The sequence below is a fragment of the Sulfurimonas sp. genome (genome assembly GCF_028714975.1).
GTDB lineage: Bacteria > Campylobacterota > Campylobacteria > Campylobacterales > Sulfurimonadaceae > Sulfurimonas.
The window spans coordinates 1-24,494 of sequence record NZ_JAQTLH010000006.1; the positions used below are offsets into that span (position 1 = coordinate 1).

At 37.1% G+C, this 24,494-nt stretch carries 22 protein-coding genes; 16 read left to right on the top strand and 6 right to left on the bottom strand.

The annotated features are described in order from the left end of the window. The first annotated feature begins 134 nt into the window (after positions 1 to 134). Positions 135 to 440 (top strand): hypothetical protein, encoded by a 306-nt coding sequence (locus tag PHQ93_RS06645; protein ID WP_299942371.1) that lies wholly within the window; start codon positions 135 to 137, stop codon positions 438 to 440. A gap of 7 nt (positions 441 to 447) precedes the next feature. Here PHQ93_RS06645 and PHQ93_RS06650 read toward each other — a convergent pair whose 3' ends face one another. Together PHQ93_RS06650 and recO are read right to left on the bottom strand one after the other, a co-directional pair. Further along, a complete protein-coding gene (locus PHQ93_RS06650) occupies positions 448 to 2,040 on the bottom strand; it encodes a methyl-accepting chemotaxis protein (protein ID WP_299942373.1) in 1,593 nt (530 codons plus the stop codon). A 63-nt stretch (positions 2,041 to 2,103) separates the two neighbouring features. Then, the gene (gene recO, locus PHQ93_RS06655; protein ID WP_299942375.1) at positions 2,104 to 2,724 is read right to left on the bottom strand and encodes a recombination protein RecO; all 621 of its coding nucleotides are present in this window, start codon (positions 2,722 to 2,724) and stop codon (positions 2,104 to 2,106) included. A gap of 177 nt (positions 2,725 to 2,901) precedes the next feature. Between recO and gltB the strand changes: the two genes are divergently transcribed. The 9 genes from gltB (at position 2,902) to PHQ93_RS06700 (ending at position 14,417) form a co-directional block, all read left to right on the top strand. After that, positions 2,902 to 7,341: a glutamate synthase large subunit gene (gene gltB, locus PHQ93_RS06660; RefSeq protein WP_299942377.1), complete on the top strand. Its 4,440-nt coding sequence runs from the start codon at positions 2,902 to 2,904 to the stop codon at positions 7,339 to 7,341. A 2-nt stretch (positions 7,342 to 7,343) separates the two neighbouring features. Further along, entirely contained in the window at positions 7,344 to 8,729 is a 1,386-nt protein-coding gene (locus PHQ93_RS06665; RefSeq protein ID WP_299942379.1) for a glutamate synthase subunit beta, read from the top strand. A gap of 342 nt (positions 8,730 to 9,071) precedes the next feature. Further along, entirely contained in the window at positions 9,072 to 9,917 is an 846-nt protein-coding gene (gene accD, locus PHQ93_RS06670) for an acetyl-CoA carboxylase, carboxyltransferase subunit beta (RefSeq protein ID WP_299942381.1), read from the top strand. Continuing rightward, entirely contained in the window at positions 9,917 to 10,480 is a 564-nt protein-coding gene (locus PHQ93_RS06675) for a thiamine phosphate synthase (RefSeq protein ID WP_299942383.1), read from the top strand. The genes accD and PHQ93_RS06675 overlap by 1 nt, the downstream gene beginning before the upstream one ends. Then, positions 10,477 to 10,935, top strand: coding sequence for a 23S rRNA (pseudouridine(1915)-N(3))-methyltransferase RlmH (locus PHQ93_RS06680; protein WP_299942384.1), 459 nt, complete (start codon positions 10,477 to 10,479; stop codon positions 10,933 to 10,935). Before PHQ93_RS06675 ends, PHQ93_RS06680 begins: the two co-directional genes overlap by 4 nt. Before the next feature lie 9 nt (positions 10,936 to 10,944). After that, entirely contained in the window at positions 10,945 to 11,295 is a 351-nt protein-coding gene (gene dksA, locus PHQ93_RS06685; RefSeq protein WP_299942386.1) for an RNA polymerase-binding protein DksA, read from the top strand. A gap of 10 nt (positions 11,296 to 11,305) precedes the next feature. Further along, positions 11,306 to 12,322 carry a hypothetical protein gene (locus tag PHQ93_RS06690; RefSeq protein ID WP_299942388.1) on the top strand — a complete coding sequence of 339 codons (1,017 nt, stop codon included), beginning with the start codon at positions 11,306 to 11,308 and terminating at the stop codon, positions 12,320 to 12,322. 11 nt (positions 12,323 to 12,333) lie between these two features. Further along, positions 12,334 to 13,287 (top strand): tRNA dihydrouridine synthase DusB, encoded by a 954-nt coding sequence (gene dusB / locus PHQ93_RS06695; RefSeq protein WP_299942390.1) that lies wholly within the window; start codon positions 12,334 to 12,336, stop codon positions 13,285 to 13,287. After that, a complete protein-coding gene (locus tag PHQ93_RS06700; protein ID WP_299942392.1) occupies positions 13,281 to 14,417 on the top strand; it encodes a hypothetical protein in 1,137 nt (378 codons plus the stop codon). Before dusB ends, PHQ93_RS06700 begins: the two co-directional genes overlap by 7 nt. Here the strand turns inward: PHQ93_RS06700 and PHQ93_RS06705 are convergent. The 3 genes from PHQ93_RS06705 to PHQ93_RS06715 are packed head-to-tail and all read right to left on the bottom strand — an operon-like array spanning position 14,414 to position 16,071. Further along, the gene (locus tag PHQ93_RS06705) at positions 14,414 to 15,313 is read right to left on the bottom strand and encodes a hypothetical protein (protein ID WP_299942394.1); all 900 of its coding nucleotides are present in this window, start codon (positions 15,311 to 15,313) and stop codon (positions 14,414 to 14,416) included. The two genes, PHQ93_RS06700 and PHQ93_RS06705, sit on opposite strands and share 4 nt — an antisense overlap. Then, positions 15,310 to 15,609 carry a flagellar motor switch protein FliN gene (fliN, locus tag PHQ93_RS06710; RefSeq protein ID WP_299915317.1) on the bottom strand — a complete coding sequence of 100 codons (300 nt, stop codon included), beginning with the start codon at positions 15,607 to 15,609 and terminating at the stop codon, positions 15,310 to 15,312. The genes PHQ93_RS06705 and fliN overlap by 4 nt, the downstream gene beginning before the upstream one ends. 39 nt (positions 15,610 to 15,648) lie before the next feature. Further along, positions 15,649 to 16,071, bottom strand: a complete 423-nt coding sequence (locus PHQ93_RS06715; protein ID WP_299942396.1) for a chemotaxis protein CheX — start codon at positions 16,069 to 16,071, stop codon at positions 15,649 to 15,651. A 100-nt stretch (positions 16,072 to 16,171) separates the two neighbouring features. Here PHQ93_RS06715 and PHQ93_RS06720 point away from each other — a divergent pair, with 100 nt between their 5' ends. The 6 genes from PHQ93_RS06720 (at position 16,172) to mnmH (ending at position 22,629) form a co-directional block, all read left to right on the top strand. Further along, the gene (locus PHQ93_RS06720; RefSeq protein ID WP_299942398.1) at positions 16,172 to 16,903 is read left to right on the top strand and encodes a sulfite exporter TauE/SafE family protein; all 732 of its coding nucleotides are present in this window, start codon (positions 16,172 to 16,174) and stop codon (positions 16,901 to 16,903) included. Between the two features lie 16 nt (positions 16,904 to 16,919). Then, the gene (uvrA, locus tag PHQ93_RS06725) at positions 16,920 to 19,748 is read left to right on the top strand and encodes an excinuclease ABC subunit UvrA (RefSeq protein ID WP_299942400.1); all 2,829 of its coding nucleotides are present in this window, start codon (positions 16,920 to 16,922) and stop codon (positions 19,746 to 19,748) included. Positions 19,749 to 19,852: 104 nt separating this feature from the next. Beyond that, positions 19,853 to 20,122 (top strand): DUF4160 domain-containing protein, encoded by a 270-nt coding sequence (locus PHQ93_RS06730; protein WP_299915227.1) that lies wholly within the window; start codon positions 19,853 to 19,855, stop codon positions 20,120 to 20,122. A 10-nt stretch (positions 20,123 to 20,132) separates the two neighbouring features. Continuing rightward, positions 20,133 to 20,372: a DUF2442 domain-containing protein gene (locus PHQ93_RS06735; RefSeq protein WP_299915228.1), complete on the top strand. Its 240-nt coding sequence runs from the start codon at positions 20,133 to 20,135 to the stop codon at positions 20,370 to 20,372. A gap of 94 nt (positions 20,373 to 20,466) precedes the next feature. After that, positions 20,467 to 21,498: a selenide, water dikinase SelD gene (gene selD / locus PHQ93_RS06740; protein ID WP_299942402.1), complete on the top strand. Its 1,032-nt coding sequence runs from the start codon at positions 20,467 to 20,469 to the stop codon at positions 21,496 to 21,498. Continuing rightward, complete coding sequence (mnmH, locus tag PHQ93_RS06745) at positions 21,499 to 22,629, top strand: tRNA 2-selenouridine(34) synthase MnmH (RefSeq protein ID WP_299942404.1); 1,131 nt, start codon at positions 21,499 to 21,501, stop codon at positions 22,627 to 22,629. Here mnmH and PHQ93_RS06750 read toward each other — a convergent pair. After that, complete coding sequence (locus PHQ93_RS06750; protein WP_299942406.1) at positions 22,560 to 24,491, bottom strand: EAL domain-containing protein; 1,932 nt, start codon at positions 24,489 to 24,491, stop codon at positions 22,560 to 22,562. The two genes, mnmH and PHQ93_RS06750, sit on opposite strands and share 70 nt — an antisense overlap. Between the last annotated feature and the right edge of the window lie 3 nt (positions 24,492 to 24,494).

Here is a 24,494-nt window from a genome sequence, read left to right on the forward strand (position 1 = left end):
GATGTGGCTTGCGGAACGGGTAGAAATACGCACTTTTTGGCTGATTTGGGATTTTTGTAGATGCCGTCGATATATCCGACTATGCTCTTGGTAAAGTAAAAAAAGGCTCAACGATTACCAAAATAGATGCAGATTTGGATAAGTACAATCTGGCTCCAAATAAGTATGATTTGATAGTAAATGTCAACTACCTAAACCGTCGTTTGGTTTCGCAGATGAAAGACGCACTTCGTAGCGGTGGAGTTTTGATGTTTGAAACATTTATAGTGGCACACGGGGATTTCAATCTTCCGACTACAAACTTAGATTATCTTCTGCGTAAAAATGAACTTCTTCACTCTTTTATCGGACTTGATGTAATCTACTATGAAGAGAGAATCGATATAAATCTAAGAGGTGAGAAGATAAAAGTGGCATCTCTAGTAGCTAAAAAAGGATAATACCTTTTTAGCTTCTAAACTCGTTAATGCGAGAGTCAAGCAGATGAGCTACTTCAAGTAGGCGTTTTGAGTCGTTTTCAATGCTGATTACTCTCTCTTTATTTGAGGTTGAGTGGTGATTGATTTCGTTGATTTTATTGATAATTTCGTCAGTGTGTTTTACGATAGTCTCCGAATCTTGAACTGATTTAATTGCCACTTCAATTGAGTGTCTCATCTGTGATGATGTGTCGTTGATTTTTTCTTCAACATCTTTTGAGATGGTTGTTAATTTCTCCATACCTCTTGCGTTATCATTCATCTTATCGCTTACATCGTTAATAGATTGAACAATTGTGCTGACGCTGATCTCAATCTCCGTAAGAGATTTTTGTGTGCGTTCTGCTAGTTTTCTCACTTCGTCGGCAACAACGGCAAAACCGCGTCCGTGTTCACCTGCTCTTGCAGCCTCAATCGCTGCATTAAGCGCTAAAAGGTTTGTCTGCTCGGCTATGTCTTTTATAACAAGCAGAACGCTTTTAACTTGATCGGCATCTTGTTTTAAGTTTGACAACTGACCGGAGAGCTCATTTTCCACTTCTATAAATACGGCAACTTCATCAACTAACTGATCCAGTGCTTCTCTTGATGATTCAAGGTTAAAATTTGCTTGTGAAACTTTTTCTTGCGTCTCTCTTGCCATTGCTATTGATTTATCAAGAATCTCTTTTATGGATTTACTTTTATATGTAGTGTCTAAAACGATAGCACTCTCTTCTTCGATACTGTTGTGAATTGAGTAAGAAGACTCCGTTATCATGTTAGCGATAGAGACATTTTGGCTTCCTAGTGATTTGACATCATTGATTGTGTTTTGTATGGAACTTACAAAATCATTTACCGCATAAGCAGATTTTGCAAACTCATTTTCTCGTAAAACTTCAATTCTTTTGGTTAAATCTTTATCTCCGTCAACTAGAGCGCGAATACGAGAGCGAAGTTCATCTAGCGGAGCGATAACTTCTTTGCCGAAGAAGAGACTGATTATAATCGCAAATGCAACAAATACTATAATAAGCGTGATTAGTAAAATCATTTTTGTATTATTGATTTCTCCGTCGTTTGCATCAAGAGAGATTACAAGATTCATAACTCCAAGTATATCTCCATCTTTTGCGTTGGAGTGACATGAGATACAACTAGCATCTGCTATCATCGGATTTAGTAGTTGAATGGAGTGGTGATTGTTCCCTGTTTTTTCAATCGTTTTAGGCTTTTTGCTAGCAAATACCTCTTTAATCATCGCATCATTTGTAAATGTTTCACCGTCTTTTTTGTAAATTTCAAGCACTAGTTCAGATTTTGAAACATCAAGAGACTCAATCCCTTTAATGTCTTTGGATTTATTTAATGTTTTTGCAACGACTTCAGGATCTCCCGTTAGCATGCTCTGAGTAACTGTTTGAAATATAGATTGACTTAACATCTCAAGGGAGTGTTTCGCCGTTTTGTTTGAAAAGTCATTGAATGTATAAGAGATGTAACTATACATCGAACCGACTGCAAGAGCGCCGAAAAATAAAATTGTAACAACGATACGAGATTTGACTGAAACTAACATTGTGCCATCCATGAAAAATTATTTTCAATTCTATCATAAGAATGTTTCAATATGTATATTTTTTTACAATCCTTCAAGTAAAATATACCAAAGCCTGTCTATCTCGTCATCGTTTAAAAATAGGGTAGATTTGTTTTTGAAAAGTTCGATTAAAGCGCTTTTTTTAATGCTAAATGTATGTGAGCAGCTCTTGTGTGTCGGTAGAAATGCACGAAGCAAAGAGATATCCTCATCATGTATTGGAGTAGAACATAAAAAACATTCAAACTCTTTATGTAATCTCCCCTCATGTTCTAGTATCTTTATATATGATTCTATCGCTACTCTTTTTGGATTTTGTTTGTTCCAGTTTTGCGAAGCACTATCTAAGAGTTCAAAGTAGAACTCATCAATTTCATCGGCATCTTTTAGGTGTTTGTAAAAAAGTGCGCTAAAGTCTTGCCAGAGTTTTAGAAGTTTGTAATCGTTTATCCATTTAAATCCTATATGAATCACATCTTTTAGTCTATGTACTGTGGATTTAAAAGAACTTTCTTTCTCATAATCTATTTTAAAGCCGAGATTTATAACTCCGTGTCTTGCACCGTAAAATCTATAAAGAGTATCTAAGTTATCTCTTGATAAAATTGTCACTATTAAATCTTCATCTTTAACTCTGTTGAGATTTAAAATAAAACCCTGCATTATTCGCTTCTTTTGTACACATATTTTGTTTTTTATTTAAAAATTATCCTGATATTATATTTTTTTAAACCTTTAACCAGTATAATGCAACTCTTGTCTCTAAATAGACTAAGTTTCTTTAAAAAGAGATTAAATTTGTAATAATATTACAAAAAATTGTAAAATTTAGGAGTTAATATGGTTGAGCATCATGATTTATTAAGATCATTCAAAGATAATTGCGGTTTTGGTCTTGTAGCAAATATTAAAAACAGAGCATCACATAAAGTTTTAAATGATGCGGTGACTGCATTAGAAAGAATGATGCATCGCGGTGCGGTGGCAGCTGACGGTAAAACCGGAGACGGAAGCGGTCTGCTTTTATCTCTGCCTGAAGAGTTCCTTCGTATGGAGGCGACTAATAGAGGTATCGAGTTACCAAAACAGTTTGCAATAGCTTCAGTTTTTACAAAAGATTTGAAAAATTTAGATGTAGTAGAAGAAATTTGTGAAGCCAATGACCTTAAAATTGTTCTTCGCAGAGTCGTTCCGGTTGACACAAACGCACTTGGAGAACAAGCTTTAGCATCTCTGCCGAATATTATTCAACTTTTTATTACTCCAAACTCTATTATGGCTACAAATAGATTTGATGCGCTTTTATATCTTTCAAGAAAAGAGAGTGAGCACAAACTTATAGATGATAGAGATTTTTATATAGCATCGATGAGCTCAAAAGTTCTTTCATATAAAGGTCTTGTTATGCCTACGCATATTAAAGAGTTTTATAAAGACCTGCAAGATGAAAACTTTAAAATCTCTTTTTCACTATTTCATCAAAGATTTTCAACAAATACTCTGCCTGAGTGGAAACTTGCACAACCGTTTCGCGCTGTAGCACATAACGGCGAAATCAACTCTGTTGAGGGGAATCGTTTTAATGTAGAGATAAAATCCGAATCAATTAAGAGTGAAGTTTTTACAGACGAAGAGATACAAAGAATATTACCGATTTTACAGCCTAGACTATCCGACAGCGGCTCTGCAGATAACTTTTTTGAGTTTCTTTTAGTCAATGGAATGGATTTTTTCAAAGCCGTTCGTGCAGTTATTCCTGCAGCTTGGCAAAACGCTCCGCATATGGATCCTGAACTCCGTGCATTTTATGAGTTTCACTCTACTGTTTTTGAAGCATGGGACGGTCCTGCGGCGTTTTCCGTAACGGACGGAAGATATGTCGGTTGTGTGTTAGATAGAAACGGTCTTCGTCCATCAAAATATATAATAACAAAAGATGATACTCTACTGATTGCCAGCGAGTACGGTGTTGTCGATATTGCTGAAGAGGATATCAAAGAGAGAGGTCGTCTGCAGTCAGGTGAGATGCTGGGACTGGACCTTAAATTTGGTAAAATATTAAAAAATAGTGAAATTAACGACTATTTAAAAAGTTCAAATCCATATATGAAGTGGCTTAATGAACATATGATTTATCTGCAAGAGCATGTAGTGGATCAATACATGTCGACCTCCGAGTATGACAAAGAGGAGCTAATCGCAAGACAGAGATATTTTAACATTACGCATGAAGTCATAGAACAGGTAATCGAACCTATGATTTTAGAGGGTAAAGAGGCTGTAGGCTCTATGGGTGATGACACTCCGCTTGCCGCATTTTCAAATAAACAAAGAGCATTTACAGACTTCTTTAAGCAAAAATTTGCTCAAGTAACAAATCCTCCGATTGACCCGATTAGAGAAAAAGTGGTAATGAGCTTAAATACAGGCTTTGGAGAAGTTCATAATATTTTAGATGAAGTTCCTTTCCATGCACACCGTTTAAAGTCTATCTCACCGATTATTACAAGTGAAAAATTACATATTTTAAAATCGTTTGGAGATAAAAAAACACCGAGTTATCAAGCTTTTTATCAAAGTAAAACATTCTCTACCGCTTATGAAAAAGATTTGAAAAAAGCTTTGGACTCTTTGGTTGAATGTGTTGTTGATTCTGTAAAAAATGAGGGAACCAGAATTGTAATTTTAGATGATTACGAATTTAGTAAAAGTAATAAAATTATTCCTATGGCAATGGCAATCGGTCGTTTAAATATTGCACTTTTAAAGGCAAAAGTTCGTCATCTTGTTTCTATGATTGCAGTGAGCGGTGAAGTGTATGATCCACATTGTGCAGCGGTGCTTATAGGGTACGGTGCAAATGCAATACATCCTAAACTTTTAGCAGAGACGGTTATTGAACATACAAAGCGTTCTAATGCAATTACGCTGGATTGCCATACTGCTTTAAAGGCGGTTCACAGTGCCTTAAATGCGGGAATTTTAAAAATAATGTCTAAAATGGGAATTTCAACTATCGCCTCTTATAGAAATGCAGGCTTATTTGATGTTATGGGGCTTAGCCGTGAAATAGTAGAAGAGTGTTTTGAGATGTCAAACTCTGCACTGGGCGGACTTACTTATAGCGATATCGACGATAGACTTACAAAGTATCATGCAGAGGCGTTTAACAGCGACGGATTTAATAAGATTTTTCCGCTTAACATAGGCGGATACTATAAGTTCTATACAAATCAAGAACATCATGATTTCGGTCCTGCCGTTATTCAAGCTATCCATGCAATGGCCCAGAGCGGATCTAAGAAAGATTATGATAAATTAAGAGACCTTGTAAACAAAAGAGGATTGAAATTTATTCGTGACTTCTTTGATATAGAATCTGATAGAAAGCCGATAGATATCTCAGAAGTTGAGCCTAAAGAAACAATATTTAAGAGATTTGCATCAGCTGCTATGAGTCTTGGTTCTATCTCTCCTGAAGCGCATGAGACTATAGCAATTGCCATGAATCAGATAGGTGCTCAGTCAAACTCCGGAGAAGGCGGAGAGGACAGCGATAGATTTGGAACAAATAGAAATTCAAAAATCAAGCAAGTTGCAAGCGGAAGATTCGGAGTTACTCCGGCTTATCTAAGAAGTGCCGAAGAGATTCAGATAAAAGTTGCTCAAGGAGCAAAACCGGGTGAAGGCGGACAGCTTCCGGGTCATAAAGTATCTCCGCTTATCGGAAAGCTTCGCTATACGGTTCCGGGTGTTACGCTTATTTCGCCTCCTCCTCATCACGATATCTACTCGATTGAAGATTTGGCACAGTTGATTTTTGATGTAAAACAGGTAAATCCAAAAGCAAGAGTTGCGGTTAAACTGGTTTCTACAATCGGTGTAGGAACAATTGCAGCCGGTGTCGCAAAAGCGTATGCCGACAAGATTATCATCTCAGGCGGTGACGGCGGAACTGGTGCTGCGCCGCTAACTTCTATCAAGTTTGCAGGAAATCCTTGGGAATTAGGGCTCAGCGAAGCGCATAATGCATTAAAAGCAAATAACCTTAGAAGTTTAGTAGAAGTTCAAGCAGACGGCGGATTAAAAACAGGTCTTGATGTTGTAAAAGCGGCACTTTTGGGGGCTGAGAGCTACGCGTTTGGTACGGGAGTTTTAACTATCGTCGGTTGTAAAATGCTCAGAATTTGTCATGTAAATAAATGTAGTGTGGGAATTGCTACGCAAAACGAGAAGCTTCGACAAGAGTTTTTCAAAGGGCATGTTCATCAGCTTGTAAATTACTTTACGCTTTTAGCAGAAGATGTTCGCTCTATCATGGCACAGCTTGGTTTTAAGACAATGGAAGAGATGATAGGAAGAAGCGATCTTCTAAAAGTTGTGGATGACGAGTTTGCTCAGAAGTTTGACTTTAGTGCTGTTTTACATCAAGAAGATGGTGTAAACAGTTGTCAGCAAAAATTCAATCATCCGTTTGATGATAATGCTTTTGAAAAAGATGTTTTAAAAGAGGCTATGGGAACGATTAAAAATCCTGAACATCCGGTAAGAATCAGCAGAGAAATTACAAATGTAAATAGAAGTTTCGGAGCACTCATTAGCGGTGAAATCGCTGAATATTACGGCAATAAAGGTTTAAATCCGGATACTATCAGAATTAATTTAACAGGTATTTCGGGACAAGCACTGGGTGCATTTTTGATACCGGGTGTTTCAATTTACTTAGACGGTGTTGCAAACGACTATATCGGTAAAGGTATGCACGGCGGTAAAATAATTGTTACTTCTAAAAATGAGGGTCAAGAGTTTGCTGCGGGCGGAAATACATGTCTTTACGGTGCGACGGGCGGAAAACTCTATATCTCAGGAAGCGTGGGCGAGAGATTTGCCGTTCGTAACTCGGGAGCGCTTGCTATCGTTGAAGGAACAGGCGATAATGCTTGTGAATATATGACAGGCGGAGTAGTCGTGATTTTAGGCAAGACAGGAATCAACTTCGGAGCGGGTATGACGGGCGGAATCAGCTTTGTGTATGATGAAGAGCATAAATTTATGGAAAATGCTAATCGTGAATTGGTGGAACTTGTCAGAATCGATACGGACGAAGCAGATGAAGCAAGACATTATCTTAAAAAACTTCTAAAAAGTTATGTCGTTGAGACACAGAGCAAAAAAGCAAAGGCTCTTTTAGAAAACTTCAGGGTAGAAGTGAGAAATTTTTGGCTTGTAAAACCTAAAAATTTAACAAAACTTCCTATTAATTTAGAGATCGGAGATTAATCATGAGAGAATATTTAACAATCGATAGAGTAGAAGCTAGAAAAAGATTAGTCGTTGAGAGAACAAAAGATTTTGGCGAGATTTATGAAGTTTTTGACAAGAGTGAAGCGGCAACTCAAAGTGAGAGATGTATCCAGTGCGGAGACCCGTTTTGTCTAAACAAATGTCCGCTGCATAACTATGTTCCGCAATGGCTAAAAGCCGTAAGTGAAAAAGATTTGGAGTTTGCGTTTAAACTCTCAAATGAGCCGTCACCGTTTCCCGAAGTTATGGGGAGAGTTTGTCCGCATGACAGACTTTGCGAGGGTGATTGTACGCTAAATGACGGTCACGGCGCTATAACAATCGGCTCTGTTGAGACATACATTACGGAAGAGGGATTTAAAGCGGGATATAAACCTGATTTTCCCGGGATTACAACGGATAAAAGAGTGGCAATTATAGGAAGCGGTCCGGCGGGACTCTCTGCTGCGACATATCTTTTACGCTCGGGAATCGCCGTTACTATGTATGAGAGAAGTGACAGAGCAGGTGGACTTCTGACTTATGGAATCCCAAACTTTAAACTTGACAAAAAGATTATAGAGCGTCGTATAAAGTTTCTTATCGAAGCAGGAATGGAACTTGTGCTTAACTGTGAAGTAGGTCGCGATATCTCGTTTGAAGAGATAGCTTCTAAGCATGATGCAATGTTTATCGGTGTCGGTGCAACAAAAGCTAAAATCGCTTCTATAAACGGTGAAAAAGCAAGCAATGTTTATAAAGCGATGGATTACTTAACTGCAATACAAAGAAAAAATTTCAAACTCTCTTATGATAAAAAGTTTGATTTTAAAGATAAAGATGTAGTTGTAATCGGCGGCGGCGATACTGCTATGGATTGTCTTAGAACTGCAAAAAGAGATGGCGCAAAGAGTGTAATGTGTCTATACCGCCGTGATGCGCATAATATGCCCGGAAGCCAAAAAGAGTATAAAAATGCTATGGAAGAGGGCGTGGATTTTACATTTTTTGTCTCTCCAAAAGAGATTATTTTAAACGAAAACGGAGTGGCTATTGCCGTTGAAGTTATAAAAACAACTCTTGGCGCAAAAGATGAGAGCGGTCGTCAAAAAATGGAAGAGATAAAAGGAAGTGAATTTAGAGTCAGCGCAGATGTAGTTATTATGTCGTTAGGCTTTGACCCTGAAGTTCCGTCGTTCTTGGCAGAAAACGGGATTGAAACAAATAAGTGGGGCGGGATTATCATTAATGAAGATACGCATGAAACAACGACTGCGGGAGTTTATGCAGGCGGTGACTGTTACAGAGGAGCCGACTTGGTTGTAAGTGCCGCATATGACGGTCGTGAAGCAGCAAGAAGCATCGTTAAATCTTTACTTAAGTAGTCTTTATGACACTTTTTTATATTTACTTGCAGTTATTTATAAATATGATATAATTCTGCTAGTTGGGACAAATAGAGAGCGGGGGCTCTCTATAAGCTTTTAATACAATCTTTCTGCTAAAAGCATCAAGATTATAACAATTACAAGGGCTAATTGCATTGTTACATCCTTTTGTTAAAGGCTGACCCTGTCCCACCTTCCACCTCACAATACAATCAAACCAATTATAACCGCCAACTAGAACTGAAATAATAGCCATAATAAATTATGATTTTTATGAGAATTTTTCAATTGAAGTATAAATTTGATATAATTGTGCCATTATATAAAAAAGGATACTTTTTGAACCTGCTTAGCATTTTTTCTAGAAATACAGATACGAAACAACCGGTTAAAAGTGAAGCTCCGTCTCATTGGGTGAAGTGTAAATCTTGCCAATCTTTGATGTACTATAAAGAGGTTGAAAATCAAAAACATGTCTGCCCTAAGTGCGGTTATCATATCAGAATAGGCGTAAAAGAGAGAATCGAACTCTTAGCAGATGAGGGTACTTTTGTAGAATATGACGATAATTTAAAGCCTATAGATCCACTTAAGTTTGTAGATAAAATATCATATAAACAGAGACTTGAAGAGGCAAAAGTAAAAACAGGCAAGAGCTCATCCGTTGTGAGCGGTGAGTGCAAAATGAACGGCGTTGATGCTCAATTGGTTATATTTGATTTTGCTTTTATGGGCGGCTCTCTTGGCTCCGTTGAGGGTGAAAAAATTGTCCGTGCCGTAAATCGTGCGATAGAGAAAAAACAGGGTCTGATAATTCTTAGTGCAAGCGGCGGGGCTAGAATGCAGGAGAGCACTTTTTCACTGCTTCAAATGAGCAAAACTTCTGCAGCTTTGGCAAAACTCTCTAGCCACAATCTTCCGTATATTTCAGTTTTAACGGATCCGACAATGGGCGGAGTAAGTGCTTCGTTTGCAACGCTTGGAGATATTATTATAGCCGAGCCGGGTGCGTTAGTCGGTTTTGCAGGGCAGAGGGTAATCGAGCAAACGATAGGTTCGGCTCTTCCTGATGGATTTCAAAGAGCAGAATTTTTACTTGAAAAAGGCTCTATCGATATGGTCGTAAATAGAAACAACCTTAAAAAGACACTCTCAGATCTATTAACACTTCTTAAAGTTGCATAATGCGGCTTTATGCGCTTTGTGATCAAGACCTTTTAGACAAAAAAGGTCTCTCGTTAGAAGATTTTATCGGTATTGCAAAAGAAAAAAATGCCGAGATAATTCAGTACCGCAATAAAAACTCGGATGTGGCGTTTATAAAACAGCAGCTTATAAAAATCAGAAAAATGTATGACGGTTTTTTAATAGTTAACGATGCATATGAACTTATAGAGTTTTGTGACGGCGTTCATGTCGGGCAAGAAGACCTCAGAGCAATTGATAAAGATATATTTACAGCCGTAAAAATCCTTAGAAGCGTTATAAAAAAAGATAAGATTTTAGGCATATCCACGCACAATAAAGAAGAAGTATTGCAGGCTAACGAAATGGATTTAAACTACATTGGCTTAGGTGCATACAGAAATACAGACACAAAGAGCGATGTGTCAACCGTTCTTGGAGAAAAACTTGATGAAATTGCTTCTCTCTCCAAACACTTAGTTGCTGCAATAGGCGGCGTACAAGAGAGCGACAAGTTTGCTTATGTAACTTATCATGTTATGGGAAGCGGACTGATTCGGTGAATATAGATATAATTTCAATAGCAAAAAAAGAGCGCTCAACTTATGACCCTCTTTATAAAGAGCTGCAAAAGATGATTTCGCGCTTTGCAAAAGTGCAAGATATTGAACTTTTTAACAAAGATGTAACAAAAGCACACACTATCTCGCCTGAAGCCTCAAAGGCGGCATATACAAAAATCTTAGAACCCTACATATCAAACGGTTTTAGCGTAATACTGCACCCTGATGGAAAAATAATTGATAGTTATGAATTTAGTAAGCTATTAGATGGTAAGATTGCGATTAAATTTTTCATAGGCGGGGCTTACGGCTTTGAAGATGATTTTTTAAAAAAAAGTAGTGCAGTCATAAGTTTAGGAAATATTACAATGAGTCATAAAATTGCAAAAGCCGTTTTGCTTGAGCAAATTTATAGAGGTTTTTCTATTTTAAGTAACCATCCATATCACAAATAAGGAATATAAGTGCAAGACAGCGAGTTAAAATATTTTAAAGAGATTCTTGAGGGTAGAAAAGAGCAAATTATTAAAAATATTAAGGGTGTTAATGCCGAGTTGGATCAGTTAAGTTCGCTAGAACTAAACGATGAAGGTGATTATGCGTCTGTAGATAATAGCTCAATGGTAGAGAGTGCGATAGTTCAACAGCAAGAAAAAGAGTTAAGAGAAATTAATGTAACACTTGGAAAGATTGTAACAGGAGATTATGGAATTTGTGAAATGTGTGAAGACCCTATAGGTTTTCAAAGACTAAAAGTTAAACCTCATGCGATATATTGTATTGATTGTAGAGAGATTGTAGAAAAAAATAGATAAGGAGTATGTGATGCATATAAAAAAATACACGATAGCGGCATTTATATTAATCGTTTTAGTCGGATGGTATGTTTTTGCTTTTATAACACAAGAAAGTATGAGTATCAATTTTTTCGGAATGACACTGCCCTCACTGTCGATAGCTATGTGGGTCATCGTGCCTCTTGTGATTTTATATATAGCAAGTGTCGGACATATGTCGTTTTACTCACTTCTAGGCAGCTTAAAACGTCGCAAATATGAAAAAGATCATGAAAAAATAATCGATGCAATTATAGACGCTTTTCTTGGAAAAGAGAATCGTTCTACTACTTTTAAAACGGATAAGTATAAACTTATAGGTACATTGGTAAACAATGCGACGATTTTTCCGGTTGAAGAGTTTGACGTAAACAGCGATAACAAAAAATTGAATGAAGTTCTAAATAGTATTAACAATATTAGAAACGGCGGTGTTGCCGATTTAAGAAAATACTCATTGTCATCGTCAAATGCATTTGTTATACAAAATGAGAGAAATAGATATAAAAAAGGCGATATTAGTGCCGAAGATATATTAAACGCTAAAGATAGATACGATATTAGCTTACGCAAGGAAGTTTATGTCGATTTTGTTAAAAATGCGCAGCTCCAAGCTATTGAAAAGTATAAGAGCAATATGACTAAAGAGTCACTTTTTGAAATTTTATCAAGAATCAATGCCGATACCGATACTTTGGTTATACCTAATGATTCGCTTATGCCGTTTTTCAAAGATTTAAATTTAAGTTCGGAGGATTATATGCAAGCATCTAAACGATTGTCTTACGCGATGCTTCCTGAACAGAGAATGAAGCTATTTGAGATGTTAAGCAACGATAGCGATGTTGCAATGGAAGCTTACCTATTTACTCTTTTTGATTTGGAGATGATAGCACCTGCAAAAGAGATATTAGATATTTCGCAACCCAATGAGTATATGCGTTTTAAAGCATATGTTTCATTAAAAGAGTGTGGAAAACACTTTAATATCAATCTTTTTATATAGTTTGTATATAAATGATTAAAAATCTATCTTTTGATAAACCCGTATATGTTTTAGCTCCTCTTGCCGGATATACGGATTTACCTTTTAGAAGTGTCGTTAAAAAATTTGGAGCAGATTTGACGGTGAGCGAAATGCTTAGTTCAAATGCTCTGGCTTACGGTTCGGCAAAAACACTTCATATGATAGAAAAAAGTCCTAACGAAGACCCATACTCCGTTCAAATTGCAGGAGCGGATGTAGATGTAGTAAAACGAGCGGTTGAGATTTTAAATGAACAAGACGGCATAGATATAATTGATCTAAATTGCGGCTGTCCGGTACCTAAAATAGTAGGTCACGGAAGCGGAAGTTCACTGCTTTTAAATCTGCCTTTAATGGGTGATATTATAAAAACCATTAAAAAAACTTCCAATAAAAGTCTTACAAGCGTAAAAATAAGACTCGGTTTTGAGAAAAAAAATCACATAGAAATAGCAAAAATGGTTGAAGACAGCGGAGCTGATTTTTTAGCCGTTCATGGCAGAACTCGCGCAGGAAAGTTTAAATCAGCCGTCGATTATGATGCAATCAAAGAGATAAAAGAGGCTGTTAAAATTCCCGTAATTGCAAACGGTGACATAGACTCTTATGAAAAAGCAAAGTGGGTATTAGAACATACGGGTGCCGACGGCGTTATGATAGGAAGAGGTGCAATAGGCGCTCCTTGGATATTTCATCAGCTCAAAACCGGAACCAAAGATATTGACAAAAACATTAAGCATGCTATAATCATGGAGCATTTTGATAAGATGATCGAGTTTCACGGCTCGCATGGGGTGGCTATGTTTAGAAAACATACGCACACATACTCTAAAGGTTATAGAGGTGCTTCGTCTCTTAGAGACGGTGTAAACCGTATAGTGGATGTACAAGAGTATCGCGCCCTGATAGATGATTTTTTTAGTAATAGTGAGATAATTTGTTAAAAATCAGCAAATCGATAAAAACATTAGACGAGAGTGATATAGGAGATAATCTACTACATTACGACTATAATGTTAAACACCTTTTAAATTTAATTAGAAAAGGTATCAGTGAGGATGACCCGCACTACTTAAGCTCTTACCGTTCTTTTGAAGGAGAGGTGTTTGAGAATTTTGTTTATGAGAAACTTTTAATATATGCGGCTCAAAATGAAGATATAGAAAAATTTGTGCTAAAGGGTTTTCATCAAGACAGGATTAAGGCTCACGCAAACACTCTCTCTATAAGTGAAAAACAGCAGATAGTTTATAGAACTAAAAATAGAGAAATTAGTGAATTTGACGCTATGTTTATCACAAAAGATAAAGAGCTGTATTTTGTAGAGATGACTTTAGTAAAATCAGTTTTAAAACTTAGAAAAAGACTTAGAAAGAAAAAAGCCCTTTTAGAGATTATATTTCCAAATTATGAGATAAAATCTTTAATCATTTTAAACGAGGGTGCTACGGGGGCTAGACAGTTTCCGCCTTATTGCAGTGTTTGGTATACGGAAGAGTTTTCGGCTAAAGGTGTGCTTGATTATATCGTCGATACCGATTCTAAGAAACTATTGCCGAAAAAGAGACCAAAATCTCCAAAAATGATAGAGGCGCACTCTTTAAAACTTTTTCCTTTTAGATACTACAATACAATTTCATGGATAACAAAAACTATAAGAAGTCATAAAAAATATATTTTAGATATGAATTTTTTAATGAGTGAGAAAGTTCAAAGATATCATGATCTTTATAATAAATTTTATATCGGTTATATAGATGCGGTTGAACTAAGAGACGAATTGGGTCTTGATAGCAATTATAGAGATGATCATAGGGTTATAGTGGCAATCGAGAAGAAACATTCGGGGGAGATAGTAGTAACTTACTATATTCAACAGGCGCGTAAAAATCTTTATCTATACTCTTATGACGATAACGGAAAAATCGTTAAAGAGAAGAAAGATCCGTACGGTATTACAATAACTGAAGTTTATCATATAAGTAAAATGATGGATGAAGGGTATAAACTGAGTACATCAAACTTAAATACAATCAAAAAACTTTTAGAAGATAGAACCTTACAAGAGAATTAAACTTCATATAGTATAGAGGCTGCTTTTTCTTTGTATGTCTGCAGCGGCTCTTTAGGAGTACTGTCGTTATTTAAAAATTTTTCAAGCTCTTTATGTCTACTTTGTAAGATGGAGTTAAAATCATCTTCCGTAACAGGTTTATTTCCGGTAAATTTATCAAGCATTATGTTGCTTTTCCCCATCAGAACAAGATAGCTTTGATTTGCAAAATCAAGCATAACAACACTGTTTTCATTGTTGAGTGTTTTTTGAAATCTTATACTTACACCGTTTGAATCATTAGCTGATTCTATGACATCTTTTAGAGGCTCTTTGTTCTCTTTAAACAGCCAAGACGGCATCTCTTGCTTGCTGTTTTGTGTCGTTGAGACTCTCTTTTTTACGTAGAAGAGGACTATTATCCCCAAGATAAGTATAGTTACGACAATGTAATAACTTGTGGACATCTCATCATCTTTTTTTGTAGGAAGAGAGCTTAAAAACTGGGCTTGCGCTTCTTTTGACTCCTGAATATTTGTGCTTGCCGGTGCTGGCGCTGCCACCGCCGTTGAAAATCTGAGTCTTAATCCGTAAGCATCAGATGTTTTTGAAGCTTGCAGGGTAACGGACGGAGGTACCTCTGCAACTATTTCAGTATAACCCTGCATCGGTGAAATTGTTATAGATTTTATATATTTAGATGAGAGCTGCTTGATTTTTGAGGATTCTATTGAAGTATCTTGAAGTTTGATGGAGATAGCAGAATCATTTGTTTTTTGTTTTATGACTCCGTCATATGGAGTATCAAATGTAATCATAACATCAACTCTGTCGGTTCTGTCGTAAATATTATAACTAAGTATTTTTGAAGCGTAGAGAGAAAACGGGATTATAAAAATAAGCAGTAATTTAATCATAGTCTCTCTTTTGCGAGATGGTATAAAACCGCACTTGAATCCAAAATTTCATTAATACGAATTGCTAGATTTTTTTCATATACCATAACTTCACCTTTGCCAAGGATACGACCGTTCACATAAGATTCGACACTCTCTCCCGCCGGTTTTTTAAGATCTATGATGGAACCTTTTGTGAGTTTTAAAATATCTCCGATAGAGAGTTCGGTTTCACCCAGATCAGATACGAATTCAACTTCCATATCCAATAATCCGGAATAATCCATCCATGAAAGTTCTTCTTGGGGATTAAATATGAATTCTTTGGCTCCGTAATTGTACTTTTTGTTTCTCAACTATAGTTCCTTGATAGCAATAATCATCTCATCATCTTCAACTTTTAAAACTTTTGCCGTGTCGTAATCAAGATCAAAACTATCTATCTTCTCAAAATGAGGAGTTGACATAGTATAACTATGTTCGCCCGTCTCAAGTGCTAAAACTTTAGCGCTTCCGACTATTAGATTTGTGGTTTCAAGTATCATATCAATCAAAGTCTCTTCATCACTTTCATCTTCTTCTAGAAGAAGCGTAGAGATTCTTTGTGCAAAACCTAAAGATGCTCCGATATAAACCCTGTATTTTTTAAAGCTTATAGTTTCTATATCTATATAAGCAATAACTGTTCTCATTTGAGTCACATCATCATGTATTTCATGTGGCGCTCTGATTTGGTGAATACAAAAATTTTGTGAAGCTTCTACAATTGTGTTTAACATTCTTTATAACCCCTAGTGTAAGCGATTATACTTCAATGAATCTCAAAGTAAAATTAAACCCTAGAAAGAATGATATAATTCGAAAAAAAAGTTTTAATAGATGATTGAATTAGTGTTTTTAGGTATGGGTATCGGTCTTTTATCAGGATTTTTCGGTATCGGAGGCGGGACAATACTTGTTCCTTCTCTTCTATTCCTTGGTTATCAGATTAAAGATGCTATCGGTGTTTCGGTAGTGCAGATGGTTTTTAGTTCCGTGTACGGCAGTTATTTAAATAGAAAAAATAAAACATTAGATGTTCCGATGGGTTTAGTTATTGGCTCAGGCGGTTTTATCGGTGCGCTATCTAGCGGGTTTATCGTATCAAACATTGATGATAAAATGCTAGAGGTTATATTTTTATCTTTTGCAATGTTTGCACTTATAAGGCTTTTTTTTAAAACAAAGCAGGGTGTTGCACAAAAAAAAGTAAATAGAGCCATTCTATTTTTTATAGGTCTTATATTGGGTGTCTTGGGTATGATAATCGGTGTCGGGGGAAGCATACTTTTAGTTCCGATACTTGTCGGATTTTTACATGTAGATCTTAAAAAAGCCATCTCTGCCGGTCTATTTTTTGTAGTTTTTTCATCTATTTCAGGACTTATTTCTCACTATCTAAGCAGAGAGATAGATTTTTACAGCGGAGCGGTTATAGGTTTGGCTTCGCTTATCGGTGTTTATGTCGGAATACATCTTAAAGATAGAGTCGATACGGCACTGCAAAAAAAATTATTAGTAGGTTTTTACCTTTTAATAGTAATATATTTAACAAAAAGAATATTTTTTTAGAGGGAATTATTTATAAATGAAAAATAGAGATGTCATCAAAATAACGGGTGCGAGAGAGAATAATTTAAAAAATATATCGCTTGAGATTCCAAAAAATCAGCTAGTTGTTTTTACGGGTCTTAGCGGAAGCGGGAAATCGACTTTGGCATTTGACACGCTTTATGCGGAGGGGCAGAGACGATATATGGAGTCATTGTCTTCTTATGCAAGACAGTTTCTTGACCGTGTAGGCAAGCCTGATGTAGATAAGATAGAAGGACTTACTCCAGCTATTGCTATTGACCAAAAAACAACCTCTAAAAATCCTCGCTCAACCGTCGGAACAATCACGGAGATATATGACTACCTAAGACTTCTTTACGCCCGCGTAGGAGTTCAGCATTGTCATAACTGCAACAAAGTGATATCGCAAATGAGTGCGTCGGATATTATCGCTCAAGTTGCAAAACTCCCAGAAGATGCGAAGCTTGTTATTTTGGCACCGCTTGTAAGAGAGAAGAAGGGTAGTTTTAACGATGTGCTTGAATCATTGGTTCATAAAGGTTATGTAAGGGCTATGATAGACGGCGTAATGGTGCGGCTTGACGAAGAGGTAGAACTCTCTAAAACTAAGAAACACACTATAAAAGTAGTAATTGACAGAGTTGCTCTTAAGCAGGAGAATAAAGAGCGGATAGCTGCGGATGTTGAAAAAGCTCTTAAAGAGAGCTACGGCGAGCTTGAAGTGGAGATATTAAACCATGAAGAGCTGGGTTTAAAAGAGTCAAGTTTTTATTATAGCGAGCACAATGCCTGTTTTGACTGCAAGATAAGTTTTGACCCGCTTGAGCCTCTCTCTTTTTCATTTAACTCGCCAAAAGGCGCATGTAAGGAGTGTGACGGTCTTGGGATTCGCTATGCACTTGACCATGACAAGATAATAGATAGGGACTTAAGCATAGAAAGCGGTGCCGTAAAGATAATTTACGGTTTTAACAAAGGGTACTATTTTACATTTTTAAAAGGGTTTTGTACTGCAAACGGTATCGATATGAAAATCCCGTATGCCGAACTTAAGGAGTACCAAAAAAAGGCTATTTTACACGGCGGAATTGATGAGGTGAGCTTTTTATGGAAAAGCCATGAAGTAAAAAGAGTGTGGCCGGGAATCATAAAAATAGCATACGATATGTTCAAAGATGAGAAAGAACTAGCTGATTATATGAGTGAAAAGGTTTGCAATGTTTGTACGGGGCATAGACTAAAAAGAGAATCGCTTGCGGTAAGAGTTGCAGGCAATGGGATAGCAGATATTTTGGATATGCCGATTTCTAAAAGCTATGAGTGGTTCAAAAAAACAGAACATTTTTCTCATTTAAGCGATCAAAGTACTCAGATATCAGCGCCTATTTTAAATGAAATCAGAGAAAGACTCTACTTCTTGTTTGATGTAGGACTCGGCTATATTACACTCGGTCGCGATGCAAGGACTATCAGCGGTGGAGAAGCACAGAGAATCCGCATTGCTTCGCAAATAGGAAGCGGTTTGACGGGTGTTTTATATGTGCTGGATGAGCCGAGTATCGGACTTCACGAGAGAGACACTCTTAAACTTATCCGTACGCTTAGAAGTTTGCAGGAGAAGGGAAACAGCGTTATAGTTGTCGAACATGACAAAGAGACTATTGAGAATGCTGATTTTATAGTAGATATAGGAAGCGGGGCAGGGAAGTTTGGCGGAGAGGTTGTTTTTGCAGGAACGCTGGATAAGCTAAAAAAAGCCAAAACACTCACTGCCGACTATCTCTACGGCAGAAAAAAGATAGAGTACTTTTATAGAAGAGCGCAAGATAAATATATAGAGATAAAAAATGTTACATTAAATAATATCAATAATTTAAGCGCAAAAATTCCGTTAAATAACTTTGTCTGTATTACAGGTGTGAGCGGAAGCGGAAAGAGTTCGTTAATGCTTCAAACACTTCTTCCGACTGCTAGAGAGTTGTTAAACCACGCTAGAAAAGTAAATAAAGTTGCAGGTGTAGAGATAACGGGTCTTGAACATGTCGATAAAGTTATCTATCTTGACCAAAGTCCTATCGGACGAACTCCAAGGTCAAATCCCGCAACTTATACGGGCGTGATGGATGAGATAAGAAACCTTTTTGCACAAACAAAAGAGGCTCAAATAAGAGGCTATACAAGCTCAAGATTTAGTTTTAATGTCAAAGGCGGAAGATGCGAGAAGTGTCAAGGCGAGGGCGAAAACAAGATAGAGATGCACTTTTTGCCCGACATTATGGTTAAATGCGATACCTGTCACGGCACGAGGTACAATCAGCAGACATTAGAAGTTTTGTATAAGGGCAAAACTATTTCCGATGTGCTTAATATGAGCGTAGAAGAGGCTTTTGAATTTTTTAAGGCGATTCCAAAAATATATCAAATATTATCTACGCTAGTCGATGTCGGTCTGGGTTACATTACGCTTGGTCAAAATGCGGTGACGCTCTCAGGCGGTGAAGCTCAAAGAATAAAACTAAGCAAGGAGCTTAGCCGCAAAGATACGGGTAAAACGCTTTATGTCTTGGATGAACCGACGACGGGACTTCATTTTGCCGATGTTGATAGACTAACAGGCGTGCTTCATAAGTTTGTAGAACTTGGAAACTCAGTACTGATAATCGAACACAATTTGGATATGATAAAAAATGCAGATTATATTATCGACATGGGACCAGAGGGCGGAAGCGGCGGCGGCCTGATTATCGCCGAGGGAACTCCCGAAGAGGTGGCAGAAGGCTATAAAAAAACAGGCTCTTACACCGGTGAGTATCTTGCTAAAGAGCTTGCTCTTCATAAGTGATGTTACGCACTAGAACAAGCATACCCAAAAGCTAGGGCTATATATATTGACAAAGTATAATTATATTTTAGTTATAATTTTCAATTAAAATATGAAGGATTTTAATGCCGACTATAAGTATGTTTTATGGAATTGTAGTTATGCTTTTTTATTATGATAATAAGCAGCATAATTTACCTCATATTCATGTAAGATATCAAGATTCAAAAGCAATTTTTGATATAGAAAATGCAGAAATGATTGAAGGTAATTTGCCAAATAAACAAAAAAGGTTGGTTCAGGCTTGGATGGAAATACACAAAGATGAATTGATAGCAGATTGGGAATTGGCTATTTCTGGCGAACAACCTTATAAAATTGATCCTTTAAAATAGGAGTTAGACAATGCTTATTGATGTAGTAAATGTAAAGCCAAAAGATGATTTTATATTATTATTAAAATTTGAGAACGGTGAACAAAAAGAATTTGATTGCAAACCGCTTTTTGATAAAAAACCTTTTCAAAAACTAAAAGATAAATATTTTTTTGATAAAGCAAGAGTGGAATTTGGCACGGTTGTTTGGTCAGATGAAATTGATGTAGCACCTGAAACACTTTATTTAGAAAGTAAACTTCTCGCATAATCTAAAATTTAGATTCTAAACTCAATTTGGAATCTCATTACCCAAATTGCCGCGCTTGCAATGACGAGGAGTGGACTAACTATCAAGGAAAAGAATGGAACAGATAAAACTTACAGAGTATAGTCACGGTGCGGGGTGCGGATGTAAAATCTCTCCTATGTTGCTTGACGAGATTTTAAAAAGTAACAGTGAGCAGCCTCTCTACCCACAGCTTCTTGTAGGAAATGAGTTTAAAGACGATGCGGCGGCGTATGATTTGGGAGACGGCTCGTCCGTTCTTTCGACTACGGACTTTTTTATGCCTATCGTGGATGACCCTTTTACTTTTGGACGAATTGCCGCGACAAATGCACTTAGCGATATTTATGCGATGGGCGGGCGACCTCTTATGGCTATTGCAATTTTCGGATGGCCGATTGATAAACTCTCTGCAGATGTTGCAAGAGAGGTTATTGAGGGTGGGCGTGCCGTTTGCAAAGAGAGCGGTATTCCGCTTGCAGGCGGACACTCCATAGACTCGCCTGAGCCGATTTTCGGACTTGCAGTGACGGGAGTGGTAAAGAATGAAAACCTTATGAAAAACAGTGGAGCGGTTGAGGATTGTTATATATTTTTAACAAAACCTATCGGCATAGGCATACTTACCACTGCACAAAAGCAAAAAAAGATAGAAGAGGGCGATATAGATGCGGCGATAGAAGCGATGACGACGCTCAATAAAATAGGCGCTTCTCTCTCAACGCTTGAGAGTGTAGTTACAATGACCGATGTAACGGGATTTGGTCTTTTGGGACATTTAAGCGAAGTGTGTGAAGCAAGCAATATAAGTGCGAATGTGTGGTTTGATAGAGTGCCGCTTCTGCCGAATGTAGAAAAATATAGAACTCTTGGATGTATTGCAGGAGGGACACGAAAAAATTTTATGAGCTATGGGCATAAAATCTCCGAAATGTCGCAACAGCAGCGAGAGATATTGTGCGATGCCCAAACATCGGGCGGTCTGCTTGTTTTTGTTAAAAAAGACGAAGTGGAAGAGTTTTATAAAGCGATTCGCCAAGCAGGTTTAAATCTTGAACCGATAGGTGAGACGGTTGCAAAAAGCGAACGATTGGTAAAGGTTTTATAGGTGTCTGAACTTTATGATGATTTTAAATCCATCGTCTTAAATAACACTCCGCTTATAGATGTGCGCGCACCCGTAGAGTTTGAAAAGGGAGCGTTTTTAAACTCATGCAATCTTCCTATTATGAATGATGAGGAGAGACATATTGTCGGGATATGCTACAAAAACGAGGGTAACGCAAAGGCGATAGAACTCGGGCATAAGTTAGTTAGCGGAGATGTAAAAGAAGAGCGAGTCGTGGCATGGATGGATTTTATGGATGCAAATCCTGATGCACTGCTTTACTGTTTTAGAGGAGGGCAGCGCTCTAAAATATCGCAAGGGTGGCTGCGTGAAAGCGGCAGAGAGATTAAACGCTTAAAAGGCGGATATAAAGCTTTTAGAAACTACTTATTGCGTGAGCTTGAAGAGTCTCATAACCGGTTTAAGCCGATTATTTTAGGCGGGCGTACAGGCTCGGGGAAAACTCTGCAACTTAAAAAGATGCCAAACGCAATCGATCTTGAAGCTCTTGCAAATCATAGAGGCTCATCTTTTGGGCAAAAAATTACACCGCAAACCTCGCCTATTAATTTTGAAAATAATCTCTCTTATGAGTTGATTCAAAAGATAGAAGAGGGTTTTAAACATATTATATTTGAGGATGAGGGAAAACATATCGGCAATGTTTTTATGCCCCAGAGCTTTATTTCGGCTATGGCAGAAGCTCCTCTTATTATCCTTGAGTCTACTATGGAGAAGCGAATAAATATCACGCTTGCCGAATATGTTATAGAAGCACAAAAAATGTATATTATGGCAGGTTTTGAGGACGCTTTTAGAGCGTGGCAGCAGAGTATAGAGAGTGCTATGAAACGCATAGAAAAACGGCTTGGATATGAGAAGTATGCTATTGTATGCGCTCTTTTTAAAAGCGGAGTTAATGAGCAGATAAAAAACGGCTCCTATGAGAAGTACAAAGAGTGGATAGAGTATCTTTTGCGAGAGTATTACGACCCTATGTATGATTATCAGATACAAAAACGCTCAAAACAGGTAGTGTTTCGAGGCGGCGAGAAAGAGGTTTACGAGTATATTTTATCTTCTTTTAACAATGCGATAAAATCATCTTCACACATCGGTTTTGCGAAATAGTATCCTTGTATAGTGTCGCATCCGTTGTCTCTTAAAAATTCGTACTGCTCTTTAGTCTCAACGCCTTCGGCAACGGTTTTTAGATTTAAACTTTTGCCCATAGACAAAATTGTATTTACCAACAACCTGCCGCTTTCGTCTGCATCGATAATATCATCGACAAAGCTTTTGTCTATTTTTAATGTATCTATAGGAAATTTTTTCAGGTAAGACAAGGATGAATATCCGGTGCCGAAATCATCTATATGTATGGAGACGCCGAGTTTTTTTATCTCATTTAAAGCCATCAAGGCATTGTCTACATATTTTAGCATTACGCTCTCCGTTATTTCGATTCCAAGCTGAGCAGGGTCTATATGATTGTCGTCTATGCTCTCTTTTAAATCCTGATATAAATTCGTATTTTGAAACTGTCTTGTAGATACATTTATGGATATACTCAGGTTTTTATAACCCAAAGAGTTGAACCTTTTTATGGCTTGCGTACTGTTTTGGATTACAAATTTGCCGAGATTGAGTATAAAACCCGTATTTTCGGCAAGCGGAATAAACAGATTGGGTCCGATTAAGCCCTTTTGCTTATGTTGCCATCTAAGAAGCGCCTCGGCACCGATAATCTTTTTACTTTTTACATCTATTTTAGGTTGATAGTAGAGTTTAAATTCGTTATCGTAAAATGCTCTTTGCATATCATTTACGATATCTACTTCGTTATGTATCTTTTTATTTAGCTCTTGCGTAAAAAAGCTGAAGTTGTCTCTCCCGTCCCCTTTAGCTTTGTACATCGCTATATCCGCATATTTCATAAGATCTTTTATGCTTTGCGAGTCATCTGGATATATTGAGACTCCTATGCTTGCTGAGAGCCTTAGCGAGTACCCCTTTATAAGCAAATCTTTTCTAAAGCTATTTAGCAGGTTATTGATGGTAGGTATCAGTTCGTTTTGATTATTAAAGTCGGATACTACCATTATAAACTCATCACCGCCGATTCTTGAAATAAGAGTATCCTGCGAGACGCTGTTTTTCAATATATTTGCTACCGTTTGCAAAAGCGCGTCTCCGATATCGTGCCCCAGCGTATCGTTTACATTTTTGAAATGGTCTAAATCCAAAAATATAATCGCAAATTTTTTAGACTCTTTTTCTGCGTTTAACATCACGGTTTTTATCTTTTGATTTAGATTTAACCTATTTGGCAAATCTGTAAGCGTATCATGTAAAGAGATATACTCTAACTCTTTATTTAACTCATTTACCTGATTTTGGGAGCTGTTTATATTGATTGTATGTTCTATCTGCAGTCTAACCATATAACCCAAAACAAATAGCTCGATTATTACAAAAACCGCATGCAGTATTACAATGTCAAATCCGCAGCCGTAGTTAAAAACCATCACAGGCATATCAAAAAGCGAAACTTCGTATAGCTGCAGGTAGTTAAAGAGTAGATGGTGTGTTATGGTTGTGGCTGCCGCGATTACAAGTGGCACCACATCTTTATAAAGCGTTAAGATAGCCATCCCGATAAACACATGAAAGTGCATCTCGATTCTGCCAAGATATTGTTGGATAAATATAACGGAAAATAGCATCATGGCTACTGCTATAAAGTATCTATAATATCTTTCACCCTTTAGGTATTTATATAAATAGAGCAGGGGTAAAACGATAAGAGCGCCGCTAAAAAACCCGTAATAGTATGTATCGTATTTTATAGATGTGATAAATGTTGCAACAGCCCATTGCAGAGTAAGCAAGAGTAACATTACTCTATCGGACTCTATATGAAAAAGCTTAAAGCTGATTTCTGCATAACTTGGGATTTTCGGATACGCAAAAATATAATTAACTATTTTCATCAC

What these genes read in the sequence shown, in the direction of transcription:
- PHQ93_RS06650 (WP_299942373.1), bottom strand. Translation starts at nt 2,040, where the DNA reads ATGTTAGTTTCAGTCAAATCTCGTATCGTTGTTACAATTTTATTTTTC.
- recO (WP_299942375.1), bottom strand. Translation starts at nt 2,724, where the DNA reads ATGCAGGGTTTTATTTTAAATCTCAACAGAGTTAAAGATGAAGATTTA.
- gltB (WP_299942377.1), top strand. Translation starts at nt 2,902, where the DNA reads ATGGTTGAGCATCATGATTTATTAAGATCATTCAAAGATAATTGCGGT.
- PHQ93_RS06665 (WP_299942379.1), top strand. Translation starts at nt 7,344, where the DNA reads ATGAGAGAATATTTAACAATCGATAGAGTAGAAGCTAGAAAAAGATTA.
- PHQ93_RS06675 (WP_299942383.1), top strand. Translation starts at nt 9,917, where the DNA reads ATGCGGCTTTATGCGCTTTGTGATCAAGACCTTTTAGACAAAAAAGGT.
- PHQ93_RS06690 (WP_299942388.1), top strand. Translation starts at nt 11,306, where the DNA reads ATGCATATAAAAAAATACACGATAGCGGCATTTATATTAATCGTTTTA.
- dusB (WP_299942390.1), top strand. Translation starts at nt 12,334, where the DNA reads ATGATTAAAAATCTATCTTTTGATAAACCCGTATATGTTTTAGCTCCT.
- PHQ93_RS06705 (WP_299942394.1), bottom strand. Translation starts at nt 15,313, where the DNA reads ATGATTAAATTACTGCTTATTTTTATAATCCCGTTTTCTCTCTACGCT.
- PHQ93_RS06715 (WP_299942396.1), bottom strand. Translation starts at nt 16,071, where the DNA reads ATGTTAAACACAATTGTAGAAGCTTCACAAAATTTTTGTATTCACCAA.
- PHQ93_RS06720 (WP_299942398.1), top strand. Translation starts at nt 16,172, where the DNA reads ATGATTGAATTAGTGTTTTTAGGTATGGGTATCGGTCTTTTATCAGGA.
- uvrA (WP_299942400.1), top strand. Translation starts at nt 16,920, where the DNA reads ATGAAAAATAGAGATGTCATCAAAATAACGGGTGCGAGAGAGAATAAT.
- PHQ93_RS06730 (WP_299915227.1), top strand. Translation starts at nt 19,853, where the DNA reads ATGCCGACTATAAGTATGTTTTATGGAATTGTAGTTATGCTTTTTTAT.
- PHQ93_RS06735 (WP_299915228.1), top strand. Translation starts at nt 20,133, where the DNA reads ATGCTTATTGATGTAGTAAATGTAAAGCCAAAAGATGATTTTATATTA.
- selD (WP_299942402.1), top strand. Translation starts at nt 20,467, where the DNA reads ATGGAACAGATAAAACTTACAGAGTATAGTCACGGTGCGGGGTGCGGA.
- PHQ93_RS06750 (WP_299942406.1), bottom strand. Translation starts at nt 24,491, where the DNA reads ATGAAAATAGTTAATTATATTTTTGCGTATCCGAAAATCCCAAGTTAT.